This window comes from Martinezella tropici, assembly GCF_003287875.1.
GTDB lineage: Bacteria > Pseudomonadota > Alphaproteobacteria > Rhizobiales > Rhizobiaceae > Rhizobium > Rhizobium tropici_C.
The window spans coordinates 205,203-230,272 of record NZ_QMKK01000061.1 but is presented as its reverse complement, the minus strand read 5'-3'; the positions used below and the strand labels follow the sequence as shown (position 1 = coordinate 230,272).

At 58.4% G+C, this 25,070-nt stretch carries 23 protein-coding genes and 1 pseudogene; 11 read left to right on the top strand and 13 right to left on the bottom strand.

Annotated elements, in window-relative coordinates; translation table 11 throughout:
- Positions 1–81: 81 nt before the first annotated feature.
- Positions 82–3,108, bottom strand: a complete 3,027-nt coding sequence (locus DQ393_RS32040; RefSeq protein WP_112345916.1) for an alpha-mannosidase — start codon at positions 3,106–3,108, stop codon at positions 82–84.
- Positions 3,109–3,310: 202 nt separating this feature from the next.
- Between DQ393_RS32040 and DQ393_RS34380 the strand changes: the two are divergent.
- Positions 3,311–3,508: pseudogene (locus DQ393_RS34380) on the top strand (IS30 family transposase); the annotation flags it as partial.
- An 852-nt stretch (positions 3,509–4,360) separates the two neighbouring features.
- Positions 4,361–5,497 carry an ROK family transcriptional regulator gene (locus tag DQ393_RS32025; protein WP_112345694.1) on the top strand — a complete coding sequence of 379 codons (1,137 nt, stop codon included), beginning with the start codon at positions 4,361–4,363 and terminating at the stop codon, positions 5,495–5,497.
- Positions 5,498–5,525: 28 nt separating this feature from the next.
- Here the strand turns inward: DQ393_RS32025 and DQ393_RS32020 are convergent, their stop codons facing one another.
- Positions 5,526–6,572 carry a Gfo/Idh/MocA family protein gene (locus tag DQ393_RS32020; RefSeq protein WP_112345693.1) on the bottom strand — a complete coding sequence of 349 codons (1,047 nt, stop codon included), beginning with the start codon at positions 6,570–6,572 and terminating at the stop codon, positions 5,526–5,528.
- A 273-nt stretch (positions 6,573–6,845) separates the two neighbouring features.
- Here DQ393_RS32020 and DQ393_RS32015 point away from each other — a divergent pair, with 273 nt between their 5' ends.
- The 6 genes from DQ393_RS32015 to DQ393_RS31990 all read left to right on the top strand — a co-directional run bounded on the left by DQ393_RS32015 (position 6,846) and on the right by DQ393_RS31990 (position 13,220).
- A complete protein-coding gene (locus DQ393_RS32015) occupies positions 6,846–8,144 on the top strand; it encodes an extracellular solute-binding protein (RefSeq protein ID WP_112345692.1) in 1,299 nt (432 codons plus the stop codon).
- 67 nt (positions 8,145–8,211) lie between these two features.
- On the top strand, positions 8,212–9,141 hold the full coding sequence (locus tag DQ393_RS32010; RefSeq protein WP_112345691.1) for a carbohydrate ABC transporter permease: 930 nt from the start codon (positions 8,212–8,214) through the stop codon (positions 9,139–9,141).
- Positions 9,138–9,980: a carbohydrate ABC transporter permease gene (locus tag DQ393_RS32005; RefSeq protein ID WP_112345690.1), complete on the top strand. Its 843-nt coding sequence runs from the start codon at positions 9,138–9,140 to the stop codon at positions 9,978–9,980. The genes DQ393_RS32010 and DQ393_RS32005 overlap by 4 nt, the downstream gene beginning before the upstream one ends.
- Positions 9,981–10,018: 38 nt before the next feature.
- Positions 10,019–11,257, top strand: a complete 1,239-nt coding sequence (locus tag DQ393_RS32000; RefSeq protein WP_112345689.1) for an ROK family transcriptional regulator — start codon at positions 10,019–10,021, stop codon at positions 11,255–11,257.
- Positions 11,258–11,288: 31 nt separating this feature from the next.
- The gene (locus tag DQ393_RS31995) at positions 11,289–12,143 is read left to right on the top strand and encodes a sugar phosphate isomerase/epimerase family protein (protein ID WP_112345688.1); all 855 of its coding nucleotides are present in this window, start codon (positions 11,289–11,291) and stop codon (positions 12,141–12,143) included.
- A 21-nt stretch (positions 12,144–12,164) separates the two neighbouring features.
- Entirely contained in the window at positions 12,165–13,220 is a 1,056-nt protein-coding gene (locus tag DQ393_RS31990; RefSeq protein WP_112345687.1) for an ABC transporter ATP-binding protein, read from the top strand.
- A gap of 28 nt (positions 13,221–13,248) precedes the next feature.
- On the opposite strand, the gene DQ393_RS31985 is transcribed toward DQ393_RS31990, so the two are convergent.
- On the bottom strand, positions 13,249–13,881 hold the full coding sequence (locus DQ393_RS31985) for an invasion associated locus B family protein (protein WP_112345686.1): 633 nt from the start codon (positions 13,879–13,881) through the stop codon (positions 13,249–13,251).
- Between the two features lie 592 nt (positions 13,882–14,473).
- Here DQ393_RS31985 and DQ393_RS31980 point away from each other — a divergent pair.
- On the top strand, positions 14,474–14,764 hold the full coding sequence (locus tag DQ393_RS31980) for a hypothetical protein (protein ID WP_112345685.1): 291 nt from the start codon (positions 14,474–14,476) through the stop codon (positions 14,762–14,764).
- A 14-nt stretch (positions 14,765–14,778) separates the two neighbouring features.
- On the opposite strand, the gene DQ393_RS31975 is transcribed toward DQ393_RS31980, so the two are convergent.
- The 6 genes from DQ393_RS31975 to DQ393_RS33640 form a co-directional block, all read right to left on the bottom strand.
- The gene (locus DQ393_RS31975; RefSeq protein ID WP_245430538.1) at positions 14,779–15,672 is read right to left on the bottom strand and encodes a CsgG/HfaB family protein; all 894 of its coding nucleotides are present in this window, start codon (positions 15,670–15,672) and stop codon (positions 14,779–14,781) included.
- Between the two features lie 143 nt (positions 15,673–15,815).
- Positions 15,816–16,121 (bottom strand): curli assembly protein CsgF, encoded by a 306-nt coding sequence (locus DQ393_RS31970; protein ID WP_181592461.1) that lies wholly within the window; start codon positions 16,119–16,121, stop codon positions 15,816–15,818.
- Positions 16,122–16,160: 39 nt separating this feature from the next.
- Positions 16,161–16,604, bottom strand: coding sequence for a hypothetical protein (locus DQ393_RS31965; RefSeq protein WP_210209451.1), 444 nt, complete (start codon positions 16,602–16,604; stop codon positions 16,161–16,163).
- 56 nt (positions 16,605–16,660) lie between these two features.
- On the bottom strand, positions 16,661–17,089 hold the full coding sequence (gene csgH / locus DQ393_RS31960) for a curli-like amyloid fiber formation chaperone CsgH (RefSeq protein WP_112345682.1): 429 nt from the start codon (positions 17,087–17,089) through the stop codon (positions 16,661–16,663).
- Positions 17,090–17,116: 27 nt separating this feature from the next.
- Positions 17,117–18,205 (bottom strand): hypothetical protein, encoded by a 1,089-nt coding sequence (locus DQ393_RS31955; RefSeq protein ID WP_146759013.1) that lies wholly within the window; start codon positions 18,203–18,205, stop codon positions 17,117–17,119.
- Between the two features lie 216 nt (positions 18,206–18,421).
- Positions 18,422–19,054: a hypothetical protein gene (locus tag DQ393_RS33640; RefSeq protein WP_181592476.1), complete on the bottom strand. Its 633-nt coding sequence runs from the start codon at positions 19,052–19,054 to the stop codon at positions 18,422–18,424.
- Between DQ393_RS33640 and DQ393_RS34375 the strand changes: the two genes are divergently transcribed.
- The gene (locus tag DQ393_RS34375) at positions 19,002–19,445 is read left to right on the top strand and encodes a helix-turn-helix domain-containing protein (RefSeq protein WP_112345679.1); all 444 of its coding nucleotides are present in this window, start codon (positions 19,002–19,004) and stop codon (positions 19,443–19,445) included. The genes DQ393_RS33640 and DQ393_RS34375 overlap by 53 nt on opposite strands.
- A gap of 5 nt (positions 19,446–19,450) precedes the next feature.
- Positions 19,451–19,876, top strand: a complete 426-nt coding sequence (locus DQ393_RS31940) for a DUF6941 family protein (RefSeq protein WP_112345678.1) — start codon at positions 19,451–19,453, stop codon at positions 19,874–19,876.
- Between the two features lie 507 nt (positions 19,877–20,383).
- Here the strand turns inward: DQ393_RS31940 and DQ393_RS31935 are convergent.
- From DQ393_RS31935 to DQ393_RS31920, 4 genes are all read right to left on the bottom strand, one after another.
- Entirely contained in the window at positions 20,384–21,151 is a 768-nt protein-coding gene (locus DQ393_RS31935; protein ID WP_112345913.1) for a helix-turn-helix transcriptional regulator, read from the bottom strand.
- A 260-nt stretch (positions 21,152–21,411) separates the two neighbouring features.
- Positions 21,412–22,083 carry a Crp/Fnr family transcriptional regulator gene (locus DQ393_RS31930; protein WP_245430536.1) on the bottom strand — a complete coding sequence of 224 codons (672 nt, stop codon included), beginning with the start codon at positions 22,081–22,083 and terminating at the stop codon, positions 21,412–21,414.
- A gap of 255 nt (positions 22,084–22,338) precedes the next feature.
- The gene (locus DQ393_RS31925; protein ID WP_112345677.1) at positions 22,339–23,559 is read right to left on the bottom strand and encodes a polysaccharide pyruvyl transferase family protein; all 1,221 of its coding nucleotides are present in this window, start codon (positions 23,557–23,559) and stop codon (positions 22,339–22,341) included.
- Positions 23,556–24,980, bottom strand: a complete 1,425-nt coding sequence (locus DQ393_RS31920; RefSeq protein ID WP_245430535.1) for a hypothetical protein — start codon at positions 24,978–24,980, stop codon at positions 23,556–23,558. Before DQ393_RS31920 ends, DQ393_RS31925 begins: the two co-directional genes overlap by 4 nt.
- Positions 24,981–25,070: the final 90 nt, after the last annotated feature.

Genomic DNA, 25,070 nt, shown 5'->3' with positions numbered 1-25,070 from the left:
AGAATTCTAACGGCACTTACGTAAAAGTAAAACGAGGAACGGCTTTCTCGCCGGCTCGTCCAGCGAGGCCGATTTCCGTCGTCAGCTTCTCTGCAGCCGCCACGTCCGGATCTCGAACGGCATGATATCGGCGGGTCCCTCGCGTTCGATCGGCTCTTCTAGGATATTCAGCGGCCCCGATGCTTGCCATCCCGGCGCCAGGTTTAGCGACAGGCGGCCCCGGCGGCCGGCCGGCTCGTAGAGCCGCAGAACAAGGCCCTCCCCCTCCTCCGCCGGTTTCAAGCCCGAGAAAGCGACCGGTATGCCCTCGATGCCGAGAGGCGAGAGCGTGCCCTGCGAAAGCCCGCTTGCCTCCATGGTGACGAGCGGCTGGTTGAGATCGATCGCCTCCGGCAGAACGCCTCCTTCATACCAGGCGCCTTCATGCGGCATCAACGCATAGGTGAAGCTCTGCTGGCCTTCGTCGGCAAGCGGATCGGGATAGATCGGTGACCGCACGAGGCTCATGCCGATGACATTGCCGCGGGCACTGTGTCCGTATTTGGCGTTATTGAGCAAGGCAACACCGAAGCCGGGTTCGCTGAGATCGACGAAACGATGGGCGGCTGCCTCGAACATCGCCTGCTCCCAGGGGGTGTTCGTATGCGTCTGCCGCTCGACGATGCCGAAGGCACATTCGAAAGTGGCTACGCGAGAACGCACAGCGATCGGGTTCAGGGTCCTAAGCAGGGTACGCCGGTCATGCCAGTCGATCGTCGTCTCGATATCGAGCCGGCGGGCATTGGCCGTCAAAACATAAAGCTGGGTGATGGTCGAGTTGCGATATCGATTGACAACACGGACCGCGGCGCGATGCGGCCCCTCCTCGACCAGGGCGATGCTTTCGGGCTGGTCGAGGCGAATGCCTTTTTCGGCATAGTCGGCGTCGACATCCCAAGCATCCCAGTTGCGGGGCTTGTCGGCGGGATAGGCCCAGAGCTGATTGGCGGAGCCTTCGATTGCCTCCCGCCCCGTCGCCTTGTGAACAAAGCTCGACACGGACCCATCCTTGCCGATGACAACGGATAGATGCTCGTTCTCGAGGTGATGGGCGTCGGCTTTCAGCATGCCGGCGGGCTTGAGCATCTTGCGGTCGAAAACGGCGACGGAAAGAGGCGCAACAAGATCGGCAGACGACAGAACCGTTCCGTCGGACAGTGCGGCTGTGAGCGGCCGCGCTGAAAGGGATGGGTTGACGACAATCAATGCGTCCGTGACACCGCCCGTCGGAAGATGGGCCGATAATGCCTTGAGCGCCTTGCCCTGCTCCGCCTTGGCATTGCCGATCACGCCATCAAGTTCCCGCTCGGCATCGACATAGACCTCGCGAATGCTCGACCCCGGCAGGATGTCATGAAACTCGTTCTTCAGAACGGTGCGCCAATCCGCCTCGAGGCTTTGCGGTTTTGCAGCCCCCAGCATGTGGGCGAGCGAAGCCAGCGTCTCGGCCGTGATAAGGGCGCGTTCGGCCTGGCGGTGCTTGCGCTTGACGCCGCTTTGCGTCGTCAGCGTCGCGCGGTGCAGTTCGAGGTAGATTTCTCCGTCCCAGACCGGCAGGTCCTTTTCCGCTGCCGTGCGATGCGCCTTATCATAATAGTCCTTCACGGTACCCCAGCGTGCCCTGGGGATTGCCGGAAAATCGCGCAGTTGAACTTCGCGCTCGACCATTTCCGGTGTGACACCGCCGCCACCGTCACCATAGCCGACGGCCAATAGCGACGTGTCGTGCTCAGTCTTGCCGCGGAAATTCTTCCATGTCGGCACAAAGCAATCCGGCTGCACGAAGCCATTATAGCCCTGCATGGGATTGTCGAAGGTATGCGTCAGCACCTTGCTGCCGTCGAGCCCCCTCCACCAGAAGAGGTCGGAGGGAATGTGATTGGTCTCGCTCCAGTTCACCTTGATCGTGAAGAAGCTGTTCATGCCCCCGAGTCGGAGGATCTGCGGCAGGGCACCCGAAAAGCCGAAGCAATCCGGCAGCCAGCAGACGGTATGGCGCAGGCCGAAATGCTTTTCGAAATAGCGCTGCCCATAGAGCACCTGACGGGCGAGGCTCTCACCCGTCGGCATATTGGTATCGGGCTCAACCCACATGCCGCCGACGGTTTCCCACTTGCGCTCGGCGACATTCTTCTTGATCCGTTCGAGGAGATCCGGATCGTCCTCCTCCATCTGCGCGTAGTAGTGGGCAGTCGATTGATTGAACCGGAAATCGTCGGAGCGCTCCATCAGCGAAAGCGCCGTATTGAAGGTGCGGCGCATCTTCCTGCGCGTCTCGCCATAGGGCCAAAGCCATGCAAGATCGATATGGGCATGGCCGGTCAGCAGCAGTTCGCCGTTTTGCGGAAAACGCTTCTGAAGCTCCTTCAATCGCTCAAGCAGCCGATCATGGGCGGCTGAGGCTGAAGCGCTCTCAGCTTCGCTGAGACCGGCTGGATTGTCCTGGAGTTCCGGCAGTTCCCAGATCTTCTGCTGCATTTCCGCATCCGATGTGCGCGCGATATAGGCAGCCGTGTCGGAGGGCCAATCGAGGCTGCGCAGCGCCCGTTCGGCCGCATCGATGAGATGTGGCACGACGTCGTGACCGTCGAGCGCATCGACCGCCTCACCGATCTGTTGCAGCAGGAGATGCAACCGGTGGACCGGCTCGTCCAGCCAGATCAGCCGGGCTTTGTTCAAGCCCGGGGCACGGTTCGGTTCTCCGAAAGGAAAGCGAGCGACGCTCTCCGCCGCGATCGAAAAGTCCCGATCCTTGATCGGAAACTCCTGGTGATAGGGATCCAGTCCGAAGGTCTCGGTCCGGCCATCGGGATAGCGCAAGGTCAGTAGGCTCTCGCCGCCGAGATCGAGCTGCAGGCGGGTCTGCTCGAGCGGCCAGTCATGGGGAGCCTTTGCCGCCGCGGCAAAATGAACCGTTCCCTTGCGGTGCGGCCAGTCCTGGCGATGCGCGATCGGCTCGCCATCAAAGGTCCAGCCGTCGATGTCACGGCTCTGTCTGTCGCGCCAATGGGCGAGCTCGGCTATGCGGACCTTGAGACGATCGAGACGTTGGGCAATGGTGAGAGACATGGCGGTCCTATCGGAAAATCGGCAATTGGCGGTGAAGGAGAATAAACCGATGCAATAGATCGCAATCGCCACGCGCCGTCTCCTCCAGGCGGATCGCATAGCCGAATTTTAGATTAAGTAACTTTGTTTTCGCGTCAAGCGGCCAAGACATGGGTTACGAGAGTTTTTGGCCGGCGATGTCCTAGGTTACGATCATCGTGGGAAGCGTGGGCGACATCGATCGACGATCTTTCGTGAGATCAACGCAACATGTCCGTTGACAGGATCATTCCCGATCTCAACAGACACTATTGTGTAACGGCGCATGACATGGCTTTGAACGGCAGGCAAAACTTCGGAAGTTCGCATGCTTCTCGCATATCCGGCAATCGTGATCGACCGGATCACATACGGTCGCTCGCAGCGTGGCTCAGAGACGTATTTCGCGTTTGTAACGATGCGGGATGCGGCGCCGACGGCGCGGCTCGCCGGACTGCGACCGAACCGGCTCGGGACCTTCAGCCATCTTCCGCTGCGTCAAACTCAGCTAACTAGCGGCCGCTCTTTCAACATAGCGCAAGATTCTGGTTACCGTCGCTCGGCTGACGCCAGCCTCTCTTGCTATATCATCGGTCGATCTGCCGTCAGCTTTCAGACGCAGCACGTTTTCGGATTTGCGTCTCGTCGTGGCGGCAGATGGATGGCTCAAAGGAATCGTGCCTGGGGAAACCACGTGTTTTCCGGCCGACGTTTCGAAAAGCTCACCATCAACAGGCATAGGGACATCCTCCTTCAAATCGCTATCGACAGGAAGAATGGCGCCAGCCTCAGACCGAGTAAATTCCGATATAAGCAGTATGCGAGCTAAGCCAACTTAACGATGCCACAGCCACAATGGGCAGGACCAATGCGTCAATGGTCAGACAGGTTGCCGGAGAATGGCTTCCATCCTGCGCTGTTCTTATACCAGCCCATCTCGCAGGGCCGAAAATATCGATGCTCTTGAGAGGTGATAAGCGGCTTTGCGACTATCCGCTTCAGTTCCGATAGCTCGAAAAGGCTAAATCGGACGAAAAGGCGGGCATTGTTGGCTTTTTCGCGGCTTGCGTTTGGTTACCGTCAGATGCATGCATAACATTCTGAAAGTCACTCAGACGCAATACGTTTGCGGCCCAAATGAAATCAATGGCTTGCAAGAGCCGGTTGGAAAATAGCTGGGAGCGTCGATGTTTGCCGTGATACACAAGCATGAGGGTGCTGAGGGAAGTCGGTTATGCGGTATCTTCGATCCGGGCCACGGCGGCGTCAGCCGGAGGAAACGGACGTTGCGCGGGGGAAAACACTTGGTCTGCGGTCGGGAGAAATCGCCGACAGAAATATTCGCGTCATCCTGGAGGCGATCCGCCGTCATGGCCCATTGACCCGCATGGAGCTCGGCCGGCACTCCGGGCTGACTGGTCCGGGGATCACCAATATTCTGCGCCGCCTCGGCGACGAAGGATTGGTGACGTCGCATCGCCGCAACGGTGCGGGCAGCGGCGCGACCGCGACCGAATTTGCCCTGCGGCCGGAGGGAGCCTTCTCGATCGGCGTCCGGGTCCGTCAAAACCGGGGCGAAGCCGTCCTCGTCGATCTTAGCGGCCAGGTTCACGACCGCGTTTATTTCACATTCGTTCGAACAAGGAGAGTAGAATCCGTCCTTTCAACCATCGAAGCCATGATCGGCCGTCATACCGGCCTGCCGATCATCGGCGTCGGGATCGGCTCGAATGACTGGACGGCAGAAGAAGCAGGCAAGCTTGATGCGGCGTCGAAACTTCCCCGCAGTTACGTCGAGAACGAATGCACGGCAAGCCTGCTCGCCGAGCGGACGATCGGCACGCCTGCCCCCGAAGGCGGCCTGGCAATGATCATTGTGGATGAGGATGTCCAGGCCGGTTTCCTCGTTCGCGGCATTCCCTATTCGGGTGTCCACGGGCGCGCCGGCAATATCGGCGACATGCGCACCGGCCCCGACAATGTTCCGTTGAGCACCGTTGTCGGCTTCGGCGCCCTGCGTGCGCTCGTCGGCGATGACGAATTCGCCCGCCTTTTGCAGGGTCAAGAACCGCCTTCTCCGCTGCTGGCGCAATGGATCCGCGAGGCGGCAAGCCACCTGCTCGACCCGATCATCGCGATTGCCGGTTTCATCGCGCCGAGCGTCATCATGATCGGCGGCGACCTGCCAAGAAGTACCATCGAGGCGCTGATCCATCAACTTTCCGTCGAGCGGCGCGACACGTCGAAGCGACCCTTCCTGACGCCATGGATTTCGCCGATGAAGCCCGCAAGCTTCAGTGGCGGCGGCGTGGCGCTGGGGGCAGCATTCCTGCCGTTCCTCAACACCCTGCTGCCGCCGGTCTCGGCCTGACCAGACATGCCGGGAAAACAAAAAGGCTTTACGCGATCGCCTCGTCCGCATGGCTGACGTCCGAGGCGATCGCCTTGTCCAGAACCTTCTGGATACTCGCGGCACGGCGAAATGAAGGTTCCTGCGTTTTGCCCATCCTGACGGCCTGAACGAACCGCTGATAGTTCGTCTCCACTTCATCGAAGGGAACGTCGCGCCATGTCGCGGTATGGACGTCGTCACCAAGGCAGGCGCGCAATGTCGACTTTCCGGTATCGTAGATCATCTCGATCGAACCTGTCTCGCCATAGACCCTGAGACGAAGCTGATCCATCTGGCCGGCGGCGGTGCGCGTCGCCTGGATGGTGCCGATCGCTCCGGTCGTGAAATCGACGTTCATGGTAAAGCTGTCATTCGCGTCGAGATCATAGTCGCCGATCTTGTGACCCGGCGCCTTGTTGAAGGTCTTCAGCCGCGCGAAGACATGGGCAACGTCGAGGCCGGAGCCATAGGAGGCGAAATCGACGATATGGATGCCGATGTCGCCGAGCGCGCCGTTCGAGCCATGTTTCTTGCTCAGACGCCATAGCCATTTGCTTTCGGTCTTCCAGTCTCCCCAATGCCGTCCCACAAGCCAGCTCTGCAGATGCGAGGCTTCCACATGCCTCACCTCACCTATCTCGCCGGCAAGCACCATCTGCCGGCCCTTCTGCAGGGCGGGCGAGTTGCGATAGGTGAAGTTCACCATGCCGACCTTACCCGCTCTCTCGATCGCCTCGGTCATTTCCATCGCCTTGATCGCGTCGGTCGCGAGCGGCTTTTCACAGAAGACGTGCTTTCCGGCCGCAATCGCCTGAAGCGTCGTCGCGTGGTGGACACTGTCGGGCGTCACGTTGGCGACGGCATCGAACTCGCCCCAGGCAAGGGCTTCCTCAAGCGAACTGAAATGATTAGGGATGGCATGTTCCGTACAAAAGACGGCGAGCCGCTCGGGAATGACGTCAACCCCGCCGACGACGCTGACGCCCTCTATTTCCTTGAAACTTGCAGCATGCTTATTGGCCATTCCGCCCGTACCGAGAATGAGTAAGCGCATCTGATCCTCCATAAGATGCCGGTGGGCCGGTCCTCGCCAGCCAAAGCAAACCTCCCACCATCGCGGATGTCCGCAATGGCTCGATTATTTCGTAATCGGGAAATACGGCTGCACGCCGCTAGCTGCTGTTGAATGTCGCCAGCATCTTGATCCTCCGAAGCTGCGGCTTGACATCAAATCAAAGTAACTTAATCTATTTAATGCAGCATGGAAATGAGGAGAGGTCAACCGGCCACCAGGCTGTATCCGTTCAAAATGGGGAGGAGACCCATCATGAAGAGAGCGTTCGTCAGCGCGCTAGCGCTGAGCACGATGTTGTTTTCAGTGCCTGCCGCATTTGCCCAGGAAATCGCGACAAAGGATCGGATCGGTCTTGCCGATGCGCCGAAAACCCTCATGGTCCGGCTGACGAATGACAGTCCCAACAATGCCGATCCGGCGATCGCCAAGGGCTACCAGACGCTCTTCATCGACTTCATCAAGAAGTATCCCGACTGGAAGCTGCAGATGCAGTTCATGTCGACGGATATCGGTACCGAACAGGCAAAAATGCTCGAGCAGGCAAAGGCGGGCAACGCTCCTGACTGCGCTGCCGTCGACTCCTTCGTTCTCTCTCAATTCATGGTCAACCACGTGCTGGCCGATTTCACCCCCTATTTCTCGAAGGACGAGGTTGCCGACCTCTTTCCCTTCATCCGCAACGGCATCACCGACAAGGACCAGACGATCCGTGCCTGGTGGTGGGATACGGATCTTCGCGTGCTCTATCGCAACAAGTCGATCGTCCCGGATGCGCCGCAGACCTGGGACGATCTGAAGAAGGCCGGCATCGCTTCCGTCAAGGAGGGCATGGAAGGCATCCTCTTCAACGCCGGCCGCTACGAGGGCTCCACCTTCGACTGGCTCGCGAATTATTGGGCGCTCGGCGGCAAGCTCGTCGACGATAGCGGCAAGCCGGTCTTCGGCGAAGGCGAAAACAAACAGAAGTTCCTCAAGGCCCTGACCTATTACAAGGATCTCGTCGATTCCGGCGCCGCCCCCAAGCGCGTGACCACGATTGCCAACTATGACGACCTGAACGCGGCTGCGGCCGCGGGAACAACGGCACTCTTCATCGGTGGCAACTGGCAGCTTGCCCAATTGAAGGCCACGCTGGATGAGGACGAATTCGCCAACTGGACCTTCTCGCCGATCCCCGGCCCGACAATCGATCAGCGCTCCACCGGTACCGGCGGCTGGACGATCGCCTCGTTCAGCAAGGACAAGGACAAGATCGAGATGTGCGCCAATCTTGCGCGCGATGTCTATATGGGACCGGCCAACGCGCTGCAGCAGCAATTGCCGACGCGCAAGTCTCTCTTTGACAAGTATCAGGTCTTTGCGACCGACGCCAACAAGACCTTCGCCCAAGCGCTCGCCAACGGCCAGGCCCGCCCGGGCGCTCCGATCTATCCGGAAATTTCCAACCAGATCCAGATCATGATGGGCGACGTCCTGTCGGGCACCAAGCCGCCCGAACAAGCTCTCGACGCCGCCTTCAAGGCGACGATGGAGGCTTACAAGCGTCTCTAACGATTGTGATCGCGGTGGTGCCTGCAAAGGGCGCCACCGGTAGCGTCAAACCCGGACAGAGAAGCCTATGACCCCTATCGCCATCGAGGCTGCCGACCGGCCGCACAGCAGATCGTTCATGCGTCGTTTCGCCGGGGCACCCCTGCCGTGGATCATGCCTGTAATCATCGTCATCGGCGTCTTCTATCTCTATCCCATGATCGACGTGTTCCGCCTGTCGTTTACCAACGCCACGCTCATCGGCAACAATCAGGACTATACGCTCGGCTCGATCGCCAACATGCTGAGTTCGCCGCAGCTTCCCGATATTCTATGGGCAACTCTCGTCTTCGTCGGTGGCAGCGTCATCGGTCAGCAGATTCTCGGCCTTGCGGTTGCCGTCGTCGTTGTCCGCGGAGAAAAGCGGGGCCTGTTCGGCACGACGATCTTGCGAACCACGGCGCTTGTTGCCTGGGTGGTTCCAGGGATTGCCGGCGGCATCATCTGGCAGATGCTGTTTTCGGAAGCTCCCTATGGCGCGCTGAACAGCATCTTGCGGCTCATGCATCTGCCCGTGGTCGCCTGGCTTTCCGATCCGTCGATCGCCCCGTGGTCGGCCCTGATTTCGAACATCTGGCGCGGAACGGCCTTCTCGATGGTCGTCATGTACGCCGCTCTCAAGGCGATCGACCCCTCGCTCTACGAGGCCGCGGAAGTCGACGGCGCAACGGGTTCGCAGCAGTTCTTCTTCATCACCATCCCGCAGCTGCGCGCGGCCATCCTCGTCAACATGATCCTGATCACGATCATGACTTTGAATACGTTCGACGCGATCATCACGCTGACGGGCGGCGGGCCGGGGCGCGCCACCGAAGTCATATCGCTCTATGTCTTTAACATCGTCTTCCGCAATTACGACTTGTCCGGCGGCAGCGTGCTTTCCGTGCTGATGCTGATCATAAGCCTCGGACTGGCGCTTGTTTATGCGTCGTTCCTGCCGAAGGAGGAAGAGAGATGAGCAGGCGTACCGGCACACGTTTCGGCGATTTCCTCAGCTACCTCTTCATGCTGGCGATGTTCGTCTTCTTTGCTGGCCCCCTCACCTACCTTCTGTCGCTGGCGCTGCGTGACCGGCGGGAGATCTACCGTGGCGTGGCACGCTATATCCCGCATAATCCGACCATCGACAATTTCGTCACCGTTCTCAACAACAGCTATTTCCCGCTCTATCTCTGGAACGGCCTGAAGCTTGCAACGCTCAGCGGCTTCGGGGTCCTGATCGTCGCACTGCCGGCCGCCTATGCCTTCTCGCGCTTCCAGTTCAGGGGCAAGGGTCTGTCCATGATGGGCCTTCTGCTGTTCCAGATGATTTCGCCGCTGGTCATCATGGTGCCGCTCTACCGCTACATCAACCGCCTCGGCCTGCTCGACACGCATTTCGCCGTGACGATGGTCTATATTGCGCTCGGCGTGCCGCTTGCGACATGGCTCCTGAAGAGCACGGTCGACGGCATTCCGCGCAGTCTCGACGAGGCGGCGATGATCGATGGATGCAACCGCTTTTCGGTCTTCTGGCGCATCGTCCTGCCACTATCGGCGCCGGGGATAGCCTCCGTCTTCATCATCACCGTGATTGCCGGCTGGTCGCAGTTCCTCGTGCCGTTTCTGCTCCTAACGCAAAACAATTTGATGCCGATCGGCGTCGGAATCTTTAACTTCCGTGGGATGCAAACCGACTCGTCCATCCAACTGCTGGCAGCCGCCTGCCTCATCTCCGTCGTCCCCGCGATCGTGGCGTTCCTGTCTCTCCAGCGATTGATCCTTGGTTCCATGACCAGTGGCTCGGTGAAGGGTTAAGGTGGTTGCATGCCCGTGGCTGATAGAGGATCCCGACCATGAACCAGACGACCGGCGTCAAACTCTCTCCCGATCTGTCGGGCGCCAATGTCGAGGATGCGGGCGAGTATAACAGGGCCGTCGTTCTGCGCTGCATTCATCGGCAGGCGCCGATCTCGCGCGCCGAAATCGCAAGGCAGACTGGATTTACCAAGCCGGCGATCGCCCGGATCGTCGATCGCCTGCTCGATGAGGGCCTGATCATCGAGGCTCGCCGGCGCCACGGCCTCAGAGGGCAACCGGCGATCGAGCTTGAGATCAACCCGGATGCATTCTTCGCCATCGGCATCAATATCGATCGCGATCATCTGACAATCCTTGCCGTCGATGCGGTCGGCAACGTACGCGCCCGTGTCCATCACGAGAAACGCTACATCTTGCCGGCCGAGTTCATGCAGCTGACGGCAGATGCGATATCGCACTTCCAGCGCAGCCGCCTGATCGACGATGCGCATCTGGCCGGCATCGGGCTTGCCATGCCGGACTGGCTTGGCGAGATTGCCTTCCTGGGCAAGCCCGACGATTATGGCGAGTGGATGGAATTCGACGTTAGGGCAGCACTGGAAAACCTTACGCCGCATCCGGTCTTCATCGAAAACGAAACCAATGCGGCGGCGCTTGCCGAACTCGATTATGGGCTCGGTGCCGAAAGCCGCAGTTTCTTCTACATTTCGGTCAATGCCTGCCCCGGCGGCGGCCTCGTGCTCGACGGCAACGGTCATCGCGGCGCCATGGGCCTCAGCGGCGAAATCGGCTGGCTTCCGATCGCGGACCCCGGGGATAAGAAGGCGCAGAAGGTCGAACTCCTCGGTGAAATATTCTCGCTCTTCTTCCTTTACAAGTTTCTGGGAGAGCACGGCATCGAGGCAAGCGTGCCCCAGGATCTCCTTACGCTGGACACGCGCGGCAGGAAGCTGGTGTCCCAATGGCTGAAGACCATGAGCGCGCATCTCGCCGTCGCGGTCAAGCACATCGGCATGATCGTCGACCCCGACGCCATCATCCTCGGCGGCCGCTTGCCCATCCGCATGGTCGATGAGCTGCTGCGTTACGTCCACGAGCATCTCGATGCCGGGGACACCACGCTTCCCACGCTCCATCGCGCTTCGCTCGGCGAGGACGCCTGCGCGATCGGTGCAGCGGCGATGCCCATGGCGGCAGCCCTCATGCTCGCCTCGGCCGATCAGGTTCAACGCACGCGTTCACCACTCAAATTCATGGATCGCCTGAACAATTGATACGGCCGCCCAAGGCCACAGGGAGGACTTGATGAGGATCGGCTTTTATACCTCCACATTCAACGACAGGCCCTTCGAGGAAGTCGTGGATTTCGCTGCTTCCGCCGGCTTCGACGCGATCGAGATCGATGTCCGCGGCCACATCAAGACCCCGGATAAGGTGCAGGCCGCAGTCGCGCTTGCGCGCAGCCATAATCTCTTCGTTTCCTCCATTGCCTATTTCGGCAATCAACTCGATGCCGATCGCGACAAACGTGGCGAACTCAGGACCCGCACCGAGGAGTTTGCCCAGGCGATCGGCGAGGCCGGCGTGCCGATCTTCGTGATCTTTCCCGGCCGCAACGACAGTGCGGACGACGAAGCCAATTACGATGATTTCGCCGACTTCGCCAACCAGCTGATTGCGAAGACGACGTCGAGCGGGCTCGTCATTGCGATCGAGAATTGGCCAGGCCCCAAGGACAATTTCATCGGAACCACGCCGAAGGGCTGGCAGGAGCTCTTCAAGCGGATTCCGGACCGGCGTTTCGGTCTCGAATTCGATCCCTCCCACCTCATCCGCATCGGCGTCGATCCCTATGCCGCGATGGACGTGGTCAGGGATCGCATCGCCATCCTTCATGCGAAGGATACGATGATCGATGCCGCCGCGCAGCAGGCCGTCGGCTACCACGGCAAGGGCTGGTGGCAGTACAAGCTGCCGGGCCATGGCCTTCTCGATTGGTCCCGCTTCCTGCGCCAGGCCCGCGCCAATGGCTTTGACGGCACTCTCTCGATCGAGCACGAGGATGCTGCCTATGGCTGGCCGGGCAAGGATCTCGCTCGGCGGAAGGAAGGCGAGCGCCTAGGCCTTGCCTATCTCAAAAACATCTTGGACACGCTTTGACAGCAGCCGGGGAGGACGGAAATGGCCCATGTGAGAGTGAGCAATGCGCGCAAGGACTATGGTGCGTTCAAAGCCATAAAGGGCGTGTCGGTCGATATCCGCGACGGCGAGTTCGTCGTGCTCGTCGGCCCCTCGGGCTGCGGTAAATCCACCCTGCTCAGAATGATCGCCGGCCTGGAGGACATTACCTCAGGCGATATCCAGATCGGTAAGCATATCGTCAACGATCTCGCGCCGAAGGACCGCGACATCGCGATGGTATTCCAAAACTATGCCCTTTACCCCCATATGACGGTTGCCAAGAATATGGGCTTCTCTTTGCGGCTGAAGCGGATGCCGAAGACGGATATCGACCAGCGTGTCGGCAATGCCGCGAAAATCCTCGGGCTTGAAAATCTTCTCGAGCGATATCCGAAACAGCTGTCCGGCGGGCAGAGGCAGCGCGTTGCGATGGGCCGGGCAATCGTTCGCGATCCGGCCGTTTTCCTTTTCGACGAACCTCTGTCCAATCTCGATGCCAAACTTCGCGTCCAGATGCGATCCGAGATCAAGGAGATGCACCAGCGGCTGCAAACCACCACCATCTATGTCACCCATGATCAGATCGAAGCGATGACGATGGCCGACAAGATCGTCGTCATGAAGGATGGGCTGATCGAGCAATCCGGATCGCCGCTCGAACTCTATGACCGGCCGAACAACCTCTTCGTCGCGGGCTTCATCGGCTCTCCCTCCATGAATTTCATCAGAGGCAGCATGACGAGCGAAGGCTTCCGCACGACAGACGGGCTTCTCCTGCCGAGCGAACGGCGCCCATCCGGCGCCGTCACCTATGGTCTTCGCCCGGAAGATATCAGGCTCGACCCCGATGGCATCGAGGTGGAGACCGTCGTCGTCGAACCGACGGGATCCGAAACCATGGTCATTGCGCGTATGGGCACGCAAACGATCACTTGCGTTTTCCGTGAACGGATCAGGGCTGCGCCGGGCGACGTGCTGCGGATTGCGCCCGTTCACGGCGCCGTCCATCTGTTCGACGAAGATGGACAGCGCATCATCACCAAAGAGACCAATTAGACGGATTGACGGAAAATCGCCTATGCAATCATCCGTTATTGGCTTCCATCGCCCGGTACGCCGCGCTGAAACCGCCAAGGGATATGGGAAGTTCGGCCGTATTTCCCTGCATCATCCGAATTGAAACCTTCCCCGACTTTTCCTTCAGCAACGCATCGAGCATTCCAGGCGGACACAGCCCCTCCACGAGGCATCCCTGGTTGGTGCAGCGCGACACTTTCGCCATCGTCGAATATTTGGCGCCAAATCCGATCTTGACACCGGCCTGGATGGAGAAGCCGAGCGGAAGCGCCATCTGCATGCCGACCTTGTTTTCGGCGGAGCGCGCCATGCTGATCACCATGAATACCTGTTTTTGATCCGGCGACGTCAGACGGTACATGATTTGGCAGGGAGGTTTCAGTGCTTTGTCCGTGCTGCATTGCAGCGTCCATGCGTCAAACTTCTGTTCCGTGACCGGCGGGCCGGCGGGCGAAGCTGCTGCTGAGCCTGCCGACGGCGCCGGGCTAATGGGTGCCGGATTGTTCTTGTCGGGTTCGACCGCTTTGGGGGGATCGGATTGCTGTGCCGCCGCATTGTCGCCGCCGAATGCCGAGAGCGCGACGGCCTGCAAAAGCAAAAAAGCGATACAGCCTATAGCTGACTGCCAAGATTGACACATGCGCTCCTCCCGTATTTCAGTTTGCAATCCTACAGTAAATGAATAATAATGTCGAATAAATCACGGGAAAATTGCATTTCAATAACGTATAATTATTCTATAGATTCAATTTTCCTCCGGAAATTTGGGTGTTTGAATTTTTTACTGCAGTATACCTCCAAAGGATTAATTCAGATGACGCAAATGATCATTGCAAACCACGCTCTGGTCGTGTTGCTGGCACTGAGTGAAAGCGCTGTATTTGGTGAAAGCTACCTGCAGCAGGCACCTCCTGTAGAAACGAACCCCGCTTTCGTCGAGCAGCTGCCCGAGACATCAGTGGTGCCGGCAACGCGGCCGCCAGCGGACAACCGGAAGCTCTCGCATAGGCCAAGGCAGCCGCCGCGGGCGCGACCGCCAGCCCTCTTGGCAAACAGCATCTTTCCGAGTGTGGGCAGCGGCGTTACGGAGCGATCCGCGCCGGGGCCTGCAGACAATCGTCTGCCGACGGTAGGGTCGGGCACGGTCGGACATTGACGGTATTGCGATGGCAGACGGGAGAGGCCGATAGCTCAATCCCGGCGCACAGCCATGATCCAGGAGCAGCATCGAAATGGTAAACTCCAATAAAGTCATTAGGGCCACAGCCATCACGCTGATTGCAGGCGCGCTTGGTCCGGCGAATGTCTTTGCCGCGGACCAGCCCATTATTCGGCGTCCCGGATTTTCGGAGACCCGCATTCCGCAGGTCAATGGACGTGTTCCCATCCGGAAGAGCGGCAATCTCGAAAAAGGAACGGCCGCCAAGACTGCCATCAAGCCAGGCCAAAGCGGAAACGCGCAGGGCGGAACCGCCACCTGCGGACCCGACAACGCGCAATCCGAATTCTGCCGGAAAAAATGATGCCGCGGCGGCAATCACGAATTCGTCGGCTTGCCCTTGATCACGGGAGGGCTTGATGTCGCTTCGACGGCCGGTTGTGCGGCGGTGGCCACGGGAACATCGATGACCGGCGCAATCGGTCGGCCATTCGTATCGAGCTTGTACGTCATGGCTCTTTGATGTTGATCCAGGTAGCGCATGAATGCAGCACCGGCCGCGGCATCCTCGAATTCCCAAAGACCGTTTTTCACGCCTTCAAAGATCAACGCATAGACTGCGAGCTGTATCCCTTCCTGAACGCCGAGGGTCGTCGGTGCATTGCGCGTAACGCCGCCTTCGATCTGGAGCAACTGATCGACGCCGACGAAACGGAACGCCGAACCCTGCAGCTGAACGGAATAGATGGTCTTGGTCGTGCTCACGGATGCAAGCACGCGACCGGTGCTGACGCTCACCGCCCGCAGCGATACGGTCACGATATCCTTGCGGTATTGCGTGTTTCCGCCGATCCCAAGGTAGTTGGCGCCCACACCGCCGGTCGTTTCGTTGGAATCATAGCCTATGATACCGCCGTCGAGCAGGACACCGGCAAAGCGAAGCGGCGGTATGCCGCCGGCCTTCGCGCCATAGACGGCTGCCCGCGTATTCTGGATGATCTGTCTCTCCTGCAGAAGCGACTGCAGGTCTGTGCGCTCGACGACGCTGAACCAGTTGCCGTTTCCGGCCCTGGTCAGGACGTCGGTCAGCAGTTGCGCGCCACCTTGCGTCAACGCGCGGGAATATTCGGCAAAATTCTCATTGGGCTTGTTTTGCCCCGTCAGATCGGGAAACGAGTAAACGGCCACATCGAGCTTTTGCCTGGGCCGCGGCAGGCTTTCCAGCGCCACGCCCGACTTGGTCGAGGGCATCAGGGTTGCTGGCATACTCATCGGATCAAGACTGCTGCCGGCAGCAGCGCATCCGCCCAACCCTAATCCGCACAAAATGGCTGCAACGGGAAAACCGATACGTGACATCGCCGCTCGAATAAATCGCCCCCAACAAATGAAAATCGTTACGCAATCAATGTGGCTCAGGGGTTGGCCGGCACCTGGCCGTTTCCAATCACGATGATCGGAGACGTTCCGGTCGAGCCCGTACCCTGATTGATGTTCCCGAGATTGCCCAGCGCATTGTTGAGACCAGAGAGATCCGGCGTCTGCTGCTGACCGGACTTGACGCCATCGCCTTGTGTCTGCGCCGTCGACAGCAGGAATGACCCATTCAAGGGATTACCGCCAAACGTCGGGTTGGTCGGCTGGTAGACCAATTGTCCCGCCAAAGCTGGCACCGCCGTGACGGCAGCCAAACCGATTGCAGCCATAGTCACACGCATCATCGCCATTTCCCTCCCTGTTTCAGGACGCCGCTGCGTCGCTCAACGCTTGATAAGCAGACCGCCGCCGGGCAACCGCGCGATCAGGACATTGACCGGCGCGGAACCGGCAGGCTGAAGAACGCTTACGCTCAGACCCGCCCCATTCAGCAATACGACATTTGACTTGAGGTTATTTCCGGCCTGAAGCACATTTATATTGCCGTAGTTTCCGATAATTCCCGCGGTTGAAGTATTATTGCCCCCTGACTGAAGATGATACACGCTGTTGCGCATGCCAATTTCCAGCGTTTGCGCCAGATTGTTGCCGTGTGTCGCGACAGGAGCTTCGGGCAGGCCTGCGACGCCGGCCGAAGCATAATGCGGCGAGTGGCGATATTGCTGTGGCGGCTGCTGGGGCATCACGCCGCTGAACGGCACGCTCGTCGTCACATTGGCCGGGATCTGGGCCACATATGCGGTTTCGGCCCGGCATTCCGCCGCCATCAGGGCAATCAACGCGACAACGGCGCCAAGCGCGAGCCTCGAACCATTCAGGTATTTCATTCTGGTAATCCGCATCGTGATGTACCTCGATCGGTTTCGATCAATAGCCTTGCAGTCAGTTCTGTCCGGTCCGCCGCATCGACCATCGTCGCGGCAAGAAGGCCGTCCGAACCGGGCTGCAAATCAAAACTGCCCTGCTGAATGCTCTGGCTCGTGCCCGCGGCGCTATGCGTGACGAGAATCAGCCTGTATCTTCCGGACACCGCCGCTTCGGACCTCGCGATCGCCTGCACGACCAGAAACTGTTCCTGCCTGTCCGTCTTTATCAAGCACTCAACAGCGGTCTGCGATGCGGCCGGAACGGCACATGAGAACAACAGGATCGATACAAAGAAAGGCTTCAGCAGCAAGGTGAACGCTGATCGCCCGCAATCGATTCCGGCGCGCGGAACTGGCTCAGTCGACATGTAGGAGGAGGCGGACATTTGCTCTCGCCTCCTCCGTGGGCTCACTCAGTGCTGGACCGTAACGGCCATGTTTCGATAGCCGAATTGCGCCGTGACGGATGTGTTCGTCAGTGCACTCGCGCTGGTCTGAGAGGTAACGGCATAGTTACCCGTACCGATCTGAATGGTTCCCTGGAGGTTGGAGCCTCCGTAGGGGAACACGGTCTGAACGCCGGTCTGAGATGCGATCGCCGTATTGCGATAGCCGGCCTGCACGATCAGCGAATCGTTGGAGCCCAGCGGGTTGGCGATCTGGGAGGTCAAGGCGGCGTTGCCGACGCCGAACTGCGCCGTCGCCGACTTGTTCACGCCAAAGAAGGAGGACTGACCGGTGACGGCGAAGTTACGCCCGCCGGCTTGGAACGTGTCCTGCGAATTATTGCCGCCCGCCTGATCGGCAAAGGATATATTCCCCCAGCCAAACTGCGTTGTCGAAGAGGAATTGCCGTTGCTTCCGATAACGCCCCACTGGGAGGTTGCGGCGAAGTTCCCCGTGCCGACCTGCAACGTCGTCTGATCGTTGTTGCCACCGTCCTGGCCCACGATCGCCCCGTTGCCCCAACCGAATTGCATGATATCGGACGTGTTGGAGCCAGGCTTGCCATCGGTCTGGGTCGTGGAGGCGAAATTCAGGCCGCCGACCTGCAGCGTATCCTGGGAGTTGTCCCCCTTGGACTGATCCGCGAAGGCGGAATTGCCGAAGCCGAACTGGCTGATCGTCGAGTTGTTCTGCGCCCCGTCGCGCTGCAGCGTCGAAGCGAAATTCAGGGTGCCAACCTGGAGGGTGCTCTGATCGTTGGTTTTGCCCTTCTGGTCGGCAATCGCGAAGTTGCCGGAACCAAACTGCAAGATAGCGGAGGTATTGGACTTGGCCGTATCCTGTTTGGTGACCGCGAAATTGCCAAAGCCGTTTTGCAATGTCAGCGCTTGGTTATTGCCGCTATTCTGGCTGACGAAAGCGCCGTTGAAGGCACCCACCTGACCAATAAACGATTCATTTTCCGCCGGTGTCGGTGGGCTATGCGGGCCACCGGGGCCGGCAAGAGTCAAAGACGTACTTGCCAGCAAAATAGAGAGAGCTGCAATCGTCCTCATATGATCCTCCCTGTTGTCCAAGACGGGGCCGGCGGTCATTCGCCGCCCTCGAGCTTGTTAATAAGCCGGCAGCGGAGAGCTGAACAAGAGAACCGTTCGTATTAGGACGACAACATCGGATAGCATCAAATATAAATGCCATACCTCAAAATGGGTAACGGATAAAACATGTATCGACATGACGTATCGGCTATACTCTTCTTTGACTATAAGGAACTACGCCATCGGAAAGGCAATTAAATACAATCCAAATGTGCGGCAATTCATGATACCCTCAAGGAGACCTGGCGAACGGCTTGCCACATTATAATGGATTAGTTGACAGGTATGACTACGTTTGACAGTCTCGTAGCATCCGAAGCAATCGTTAAAGTTGAGATTCAGCTTAGTGGAGGGCAGCTGCCCAAGCGGCTGCTCTTCGCGACGGCGGGCTTTGCGGAATGGTTGAGCGAGCGCGTCGCCAGGAACGAACCATCGTCGCTTGGCGCCGTCCTCACCCCGATCGAACAGCTTGATTTTCTCTTTTATACATTCGTCTCCGGGAAGCCGCTTATTCATTGCAGACAATTCCGGGCAATCCGGAACGAACGAAATGCCGTTTGGGAGTTGAAGACCGTCGATCTGCGCATATTCGGCTGGTTTGCCATGCGCGATTGCTTTGTAGCGGTTTTCGGGGACTGGGCCGACCATGTGAAGGATCATGATCTTTACCGTGGCTACCGGCTGGAAGTGCGCCGACTGCGCCGCGAGCTTGGTGTGGGTGATGCGTTGTGCGTTGAGGGAGTAAACCCGGAAGATGTCATTTCGGTTTGAGATAGGCGCGCGTGCGCGCGCGGCCAGCCGCTTCATCGCAAACGTTCGCAGCGATCTCATTGCCGCCGCCGTCGAAAGACGATCCCAAACTGGTTTTACACAGCAGCAGCTCGCGGAGCTGGTGGGCGTAAGCCGGCAGGAGTTGAACCGTTATTTTTGCGGGCAAAGAGAGCTCCCGCTTCGCTCGATCGCGGATCTGGCCTGGGCGCTCGACAAGGAGATTCATGTCGAACTGCGCGATCCGGCGGGTTCGACGAAAAGCGGTGGCCTTGCTCAATCCGAGGCACGTACCGAGATCCCGGACGAGATCCGCGCCGAGGCGCGGGCAGCCGTTCATTTCATTAGCTTCAGAGAGGTCGTCTCATGGAGCTCTTCGCGCGCGATGCGCACCATCATTGCCCGCGCCACCGCTGATAGGGATGAGTAAAACGCATGCGTTACGGATATTGTATCTTTTGCGATGACATTCGCACCGAAGTCGGCGAAAAGCTGAGCTTCATCGGGGTCTATAGCGGCGTGCTGATGCTGCCGGAATTTCCCATTTCACTGGCCAAGTTTTGCGTGCATGTGAACTTGGTCACCTTGGCGGCGCAACCTTACCGGTCGATCGTGCTGCGCTGCGTCGCCCCGGGGGAACAACAGCCGCTTCTCGAGGAACGCCTGGAGTCGGCCCAGCTCGACGAGCAGAGCAACCTGACGGATGGGTTCGAAACAGACGATGTTCCCATGCATGTCGTGGTCGGCGCCAGCCTTGTCTTTTCACCATTGAGACTTCGCCGTCCCGGGCTGCTGACCGTAAGCGCGATCATCGACGACAAACCGGCGGAAATCGCCTCCCTGCGCATAGCCCAGCGCTGAGCAAGTTCTCAAATTCTCTCGTCAATCGACACGGGGATCATCCGCTGCTGTCCGTTCTCCAATCTTGTTGTGCTGCGTGCTCTGGGAGGATATTCACGCCCCTTCGCACCAATGGCCTGGTCGGGGCCAAATAAAGCAATTCCAAGAAAAGTGCATAGCGGTTTTCTGTCCGGAATTGCGTGAAAACAATAGGATGACTGTTTACGCAATTCTAAGAAAAGCGGACACGGTCCAGAAGGCGGCATGTTGCGCGGCAGGCTGGCCGGATCGCTCGGATCTCGACAGGATCGTTCAAGCTTGGCGGATGTCTGGGGTTTCGCGATATAGTCTTTCAGTGCCCGGATAGGCCCCGTCACTTTCGGCAATTGGCTGCAATTGGCCAGCGCATTTGCCGGCCGATATTTCTGATTCCTGCCCTGCCCCGGTGCCGGGGCTGGTAGCTGCGAAATACATCAAGCGGGCTCATCATAGTGTTCCCGCGGATGGGCGACCGACACGGCGGAGGCGCTAGCGGACGAGTTCCCGGATCTTATAGGCGACTTCGGTTCGGTTCGTCGCATTCAGCTTCTTCATGATATTGCGGATGTGAACTTTGACGGTGCTCTCGCAAAGATCCATCTCGTAGGCGATGATTTTATTTGCCTTTCCTCGCCGCAGCGCTTCCGCGACCACGACTTCACGCGGCGTGAAGAGGCTGTCGAGGCAGTCATTGCGGCTGGCTACGGGGGCAATCGCCTCTTTGGCGGCAAGCAGACTGCTTGCCGGCACGAAGACGCCGCCTGCGCGAGCAAGAGCAACGGCTTCCGCAGCAACGCGGATCCCGACACTGGTCGGGATATAGCCACGAGCCCCACATTCCAGCGCATGCAGGAGCTGCGCGAGCTCGTCGCCATCTGCGCCGACGATGACAGGGCTTGGCTGGAATCTCTCCACCAAGGCGCAGATCTTTGCGCTGATATCCGTGTCGGAGACTTTGCGGCCGCCGATCATGAAAAGAATTGCTGATGGCAGGACCTGCATATTGCGCATTTGCCATTCGTCGAGCGAACCCACCGTGACAATATGCATGGCGTCGTCGTACTCGCTTAGGCTCTTCGACAGGCATTCGCGATCCAGGGCACGGGAATCGACGAGAAGAATGTAATCTTCCCATTCGTCGACGCCCGGCGTGCCGGAGGCTATGAACGGCCGCAAGGTGTCGGACGTCCGAACCGAAATAAGGCGCGCGCCTGCATCGGAGGTGAATTTTTCACTTGTGAGCATTTGTCCATTCATGGCCGGCATCCCCAACTCTTAAAGTGGCCTCTGTATTTCTTGTAACTAGCTCAGTATTGACTTTCCACGGACAGCAAGAACTTTGTCTAAATTGAAACGTTTCTTTCTTTCTCATATCGTCCCCCTTGTTTTAGGCTTTTCTTACTGCAGTAATTGCTTATTTTGTTTTTATGCGCATTAACATATGTTAATAATGAATTTAAATATTGACTAAAAGAATTCTTTTCAGACTTTAGTCTGAATCTGATTCGCCCTATTCTTCAAATCATGGCTGTGTCGAAATAAGATTCGTCAAAATCGACGAGATCCATGAGGCGCGGGCGGTCAAGAAAAGCAACCACACCGTTGCGAAACGACAGAAGACCGGCTTCGCGCATGTCCCTGAGCACACGATTGATATGAACCGTCGACAAGCCGACGGCATCTCCGATGTCCGTCTGCGTCAATGGACAATCGAAGCATTCCGAATTGGAGTCGTCTTGCGACGTCCCGATCCGCGTCCCGAGCTCGAGCAGCAGGTAGCCGGTCCTCTCCAGCGCGTCACGCCGCCCTATGTTGGCAAGGCTTTCCGACATGCGCGCCTGGCGCCTCACCAATTCGGCAATGGCAATTCGATAGAACAAGGCCGGCGTATCGATTTTGGGGATGGAGGCGAAATCCGGGAAGGCCATCACGGATACGTCGGTGATGGCTTGCACGGTCTCACGTGAAAGTGCCGTCAGCGATGTCGAGATCATATCGCCGCGCAGAACGAATTCAGTCACGAAACGTGTGCCGTTCGGCAGCATCTTGCTGGACGCCGCCCATCCGTTCAGAAGAAAGAGAAGACGCGGCGCATTGCTCTCGTAATCGCAGATCACACTGCCGGCGGGAAAGGTCCGCGCTATGCCACCCATGCCCTGGATATGCTCGATCGAAATCTGCGCCGTCATGCTATGGTCCCCTCGGTCAACAAGCATATCCTGAATGCTCAGATGGCCATCGCAAAATATAAAATTCTCTATCTCCAAGTATTGGATATCATAAAAATCCACTGATGTCTTTAATGCAAATCAATATTTGTCATTCTGCCAACGCAAGCCGCCGACACCTGCACACTAATGCAACTTTAATGTATCAGTAATAGTACTGAACTCACCTGCGCGTTACATATATTCCAATCGTGCAGTATTTTTCGAACTCGCCAGCTATATTCCCGATATGGCGCATTCGTCGCTTCCCACCAGATGACGGCGCATGTTCGAGATTCCCGCTTGAGCTTCCGCAATTGTGACACGGTGCCGGAGCGCCTCTATTCCTTCCTTTTCAGCCGCTTTCAGCAGCAGGGCGACATGAATGGGCGGCGTGCGTGAATCTTTTATGAAAAAGGTCTCGCGCCCGACAGAATTGAAGAAACCTTCGACCTTACTGTCCCACCCCAGGCCGACATGCGGCACCTTGAGCGCATAGGCCGCGATACAGGCATGCAGCCTATGGGCCAGGATCACGTCCATCGACTGGATCGTCTGTATGAGATCAGCCGGAACCCGCGGGCGACTGGCAATATCGAGCGCGCCGGCTTCAACGACCCGAAGTTTTCTGACCGAATTTCGGATGCGCTCCGCAAACAACTGGTCTTCCCTCGCGCCATTGCAGAACAGGACGACACGCTGGCCGTCTTCCAGGAGTACTCCGATCAGATCCCTATAGGCACCGATGCTGCAGAATGGGAGGGAGGAGGCATGATCCCCGCTGTGCCTATGCAGGATGACGGGATCGGTCACGCACAGACCGACGGTCAGCTGGCGCTTGGTGGATGAGGCGGGTTTTTCCACGGTCGCCATTGCTTGGACCAATAATCCCGGATCCCGTACGATTTTCGCACTCGGACCTTCGGGAAAGTGTTCCTGCCAATTGTCCTGGGCAAAGCCGTCCCGCACTGAGAGATGAACAAGCCTCGTCCGCCTCAAGCGCGCAAAGAGGTCATAGGCAGGCTCCGACCACTGCTTGCTGACCCCGACGGCATAAACCGCCAGAGGGCGATCGTACCGAGAGACGCAATCGAGCACCTCGCCGATTTTCAACGGAAAATTGAGGTCATCGTCCTGAAACAAATTGCCGCCGCCGATAATGACGGCATCCGCATGGGCGATCTTTTCGTCCCATAGGCCGCGGAACCTGTTCAGCCTGCGCTCCAGCACCAGGCGGACAAGCCGCCGTCGGGCAAAAAAAGGCAGCCTGCGAAGCAACCCGAGCGCCAAGCGCCTGCGGCCGCCATTGGTTGCGGCATAGGCCCGGCGCCCAGCGAGATCGATCGTCTCTACCTCGATCCCGTCTCCGCTTTTCATCAAGGCGGCTTCGACGCATTCCGCCAGCAGCCCATCACCGAGATTCTCGCTGTATTTGACGTTGAAGACGACGATCTTCATCTCAAATCTCCAGCAGTGCTCAGGTGTGGGCTATATTCAGCCTTGACCTCGCGCACGCCGGCGGCGAACGCTGAAACGGTGCCCGCGAGGATGTAAAACATTAATCCGAGATCGTAGACCGTGCCTGAGATAACAGCGGAAACAAGGACGGTGATGAAGCCGGCCTTGGCCGCGCGCACGACCGCGACGGCCTCGCGTGATGACGCGTACCCCGGTCGCGTATCGGCGATCAGCACTCGGCCGACAAAAAGCGCAAAGAGTACTGTGCCAAAGATGCCGATATTGGACAACAGGACGAGGCCGAAGCTCGATGCGCGGGCACTTCCGAGACCCGCGCCAAACCCGATCGTATCCACGAACGCCTCATAGGCCATGCTATTCCACATGAAGCGCTCGCGCCCTGACTGGCTGCCGGCCTTCGAAAACAGCATTTCATCGAGAAAATCCTGCAGATTGTTCGCAAGATCCGGCATGACGATCAGAACGAAGAAGATGACGAGCGGCATGCTGGCGAGAATGGACACGATCAGCACAGGCCGGCCGGCGCCTGGATCGCGCCGGGAGGCCAGGAATGACTGCAGGCTGAGGATCGGCAGGATGATGGCGAGCCCGACCAGGGCGGTCGCCGATGTCGACAGGATCAGGGCCACCAAAAGCAACCCTGCGACAATACCGGTTACACCGGAACGGATACCGCCGAGCCACAGGCTTGTGACGACCGCAAAGAGGACGAGCGTGAAATCGGCAAATGCCGAGGCTTCGGGAAAGGTCCCGGAAATACGTTTTAGCCCACCTTTCTCGGCGTTGGTCAAAAGCGCGTAATTGGCCGTTCGCACGAAGCCGAGCAGAAAATCCGTGTGCGTGAAATACGTAATGATATCGGCAAGCGCGAAACCGAGGTTGACGCCTGCCACAATCAAAATACCGTTGATGAAAATTTTCGGAATGCCATTGCCACGAAAGAAGGCAAAGGTGGCAATGAAACAGACGAGCCCACCGGCGGCATAGACCGACTGGGTAATATTGTTTGACGAAAAGCGCAGCGGCACCAGCGCGATAAGGCTGCGCGCGCCGACCGAGCGCTCCACCGTCATTGTCTGCACCAGCCCCTGGAACAGTCGCGGGAAGAAGATCGCGGTGAAGATGCCAAATGCCGTCAGGAGCAGAAGGAAGAAGCCTGGACGCCAGGGGGCAAGGGCGGCGAGGAAAGGTGACTCCCCATAGGCTGTGAACAATCGAACCGCGAAGAATAGCAGAAAGAAGCTTGGCACCAGCACGGATGCTCCGCCAAGACCAGGCACGCTAAAGGCCGCGGCAGCGCCAAAAACCGTCGACAGGATCATGATGATGAATGACAATCGAACAGGTACGATCAGTGTCACAATACCGACAACTAATGTTAGAAGTCCCATGACGTTCATAGACGGCAACCTAATGTTGTCTAATGTTTTTCCTCTTTATAGCCAAAAGGTAGCATGCGGATATGAAGCTGTATTTCCGCCAAGCCTAAG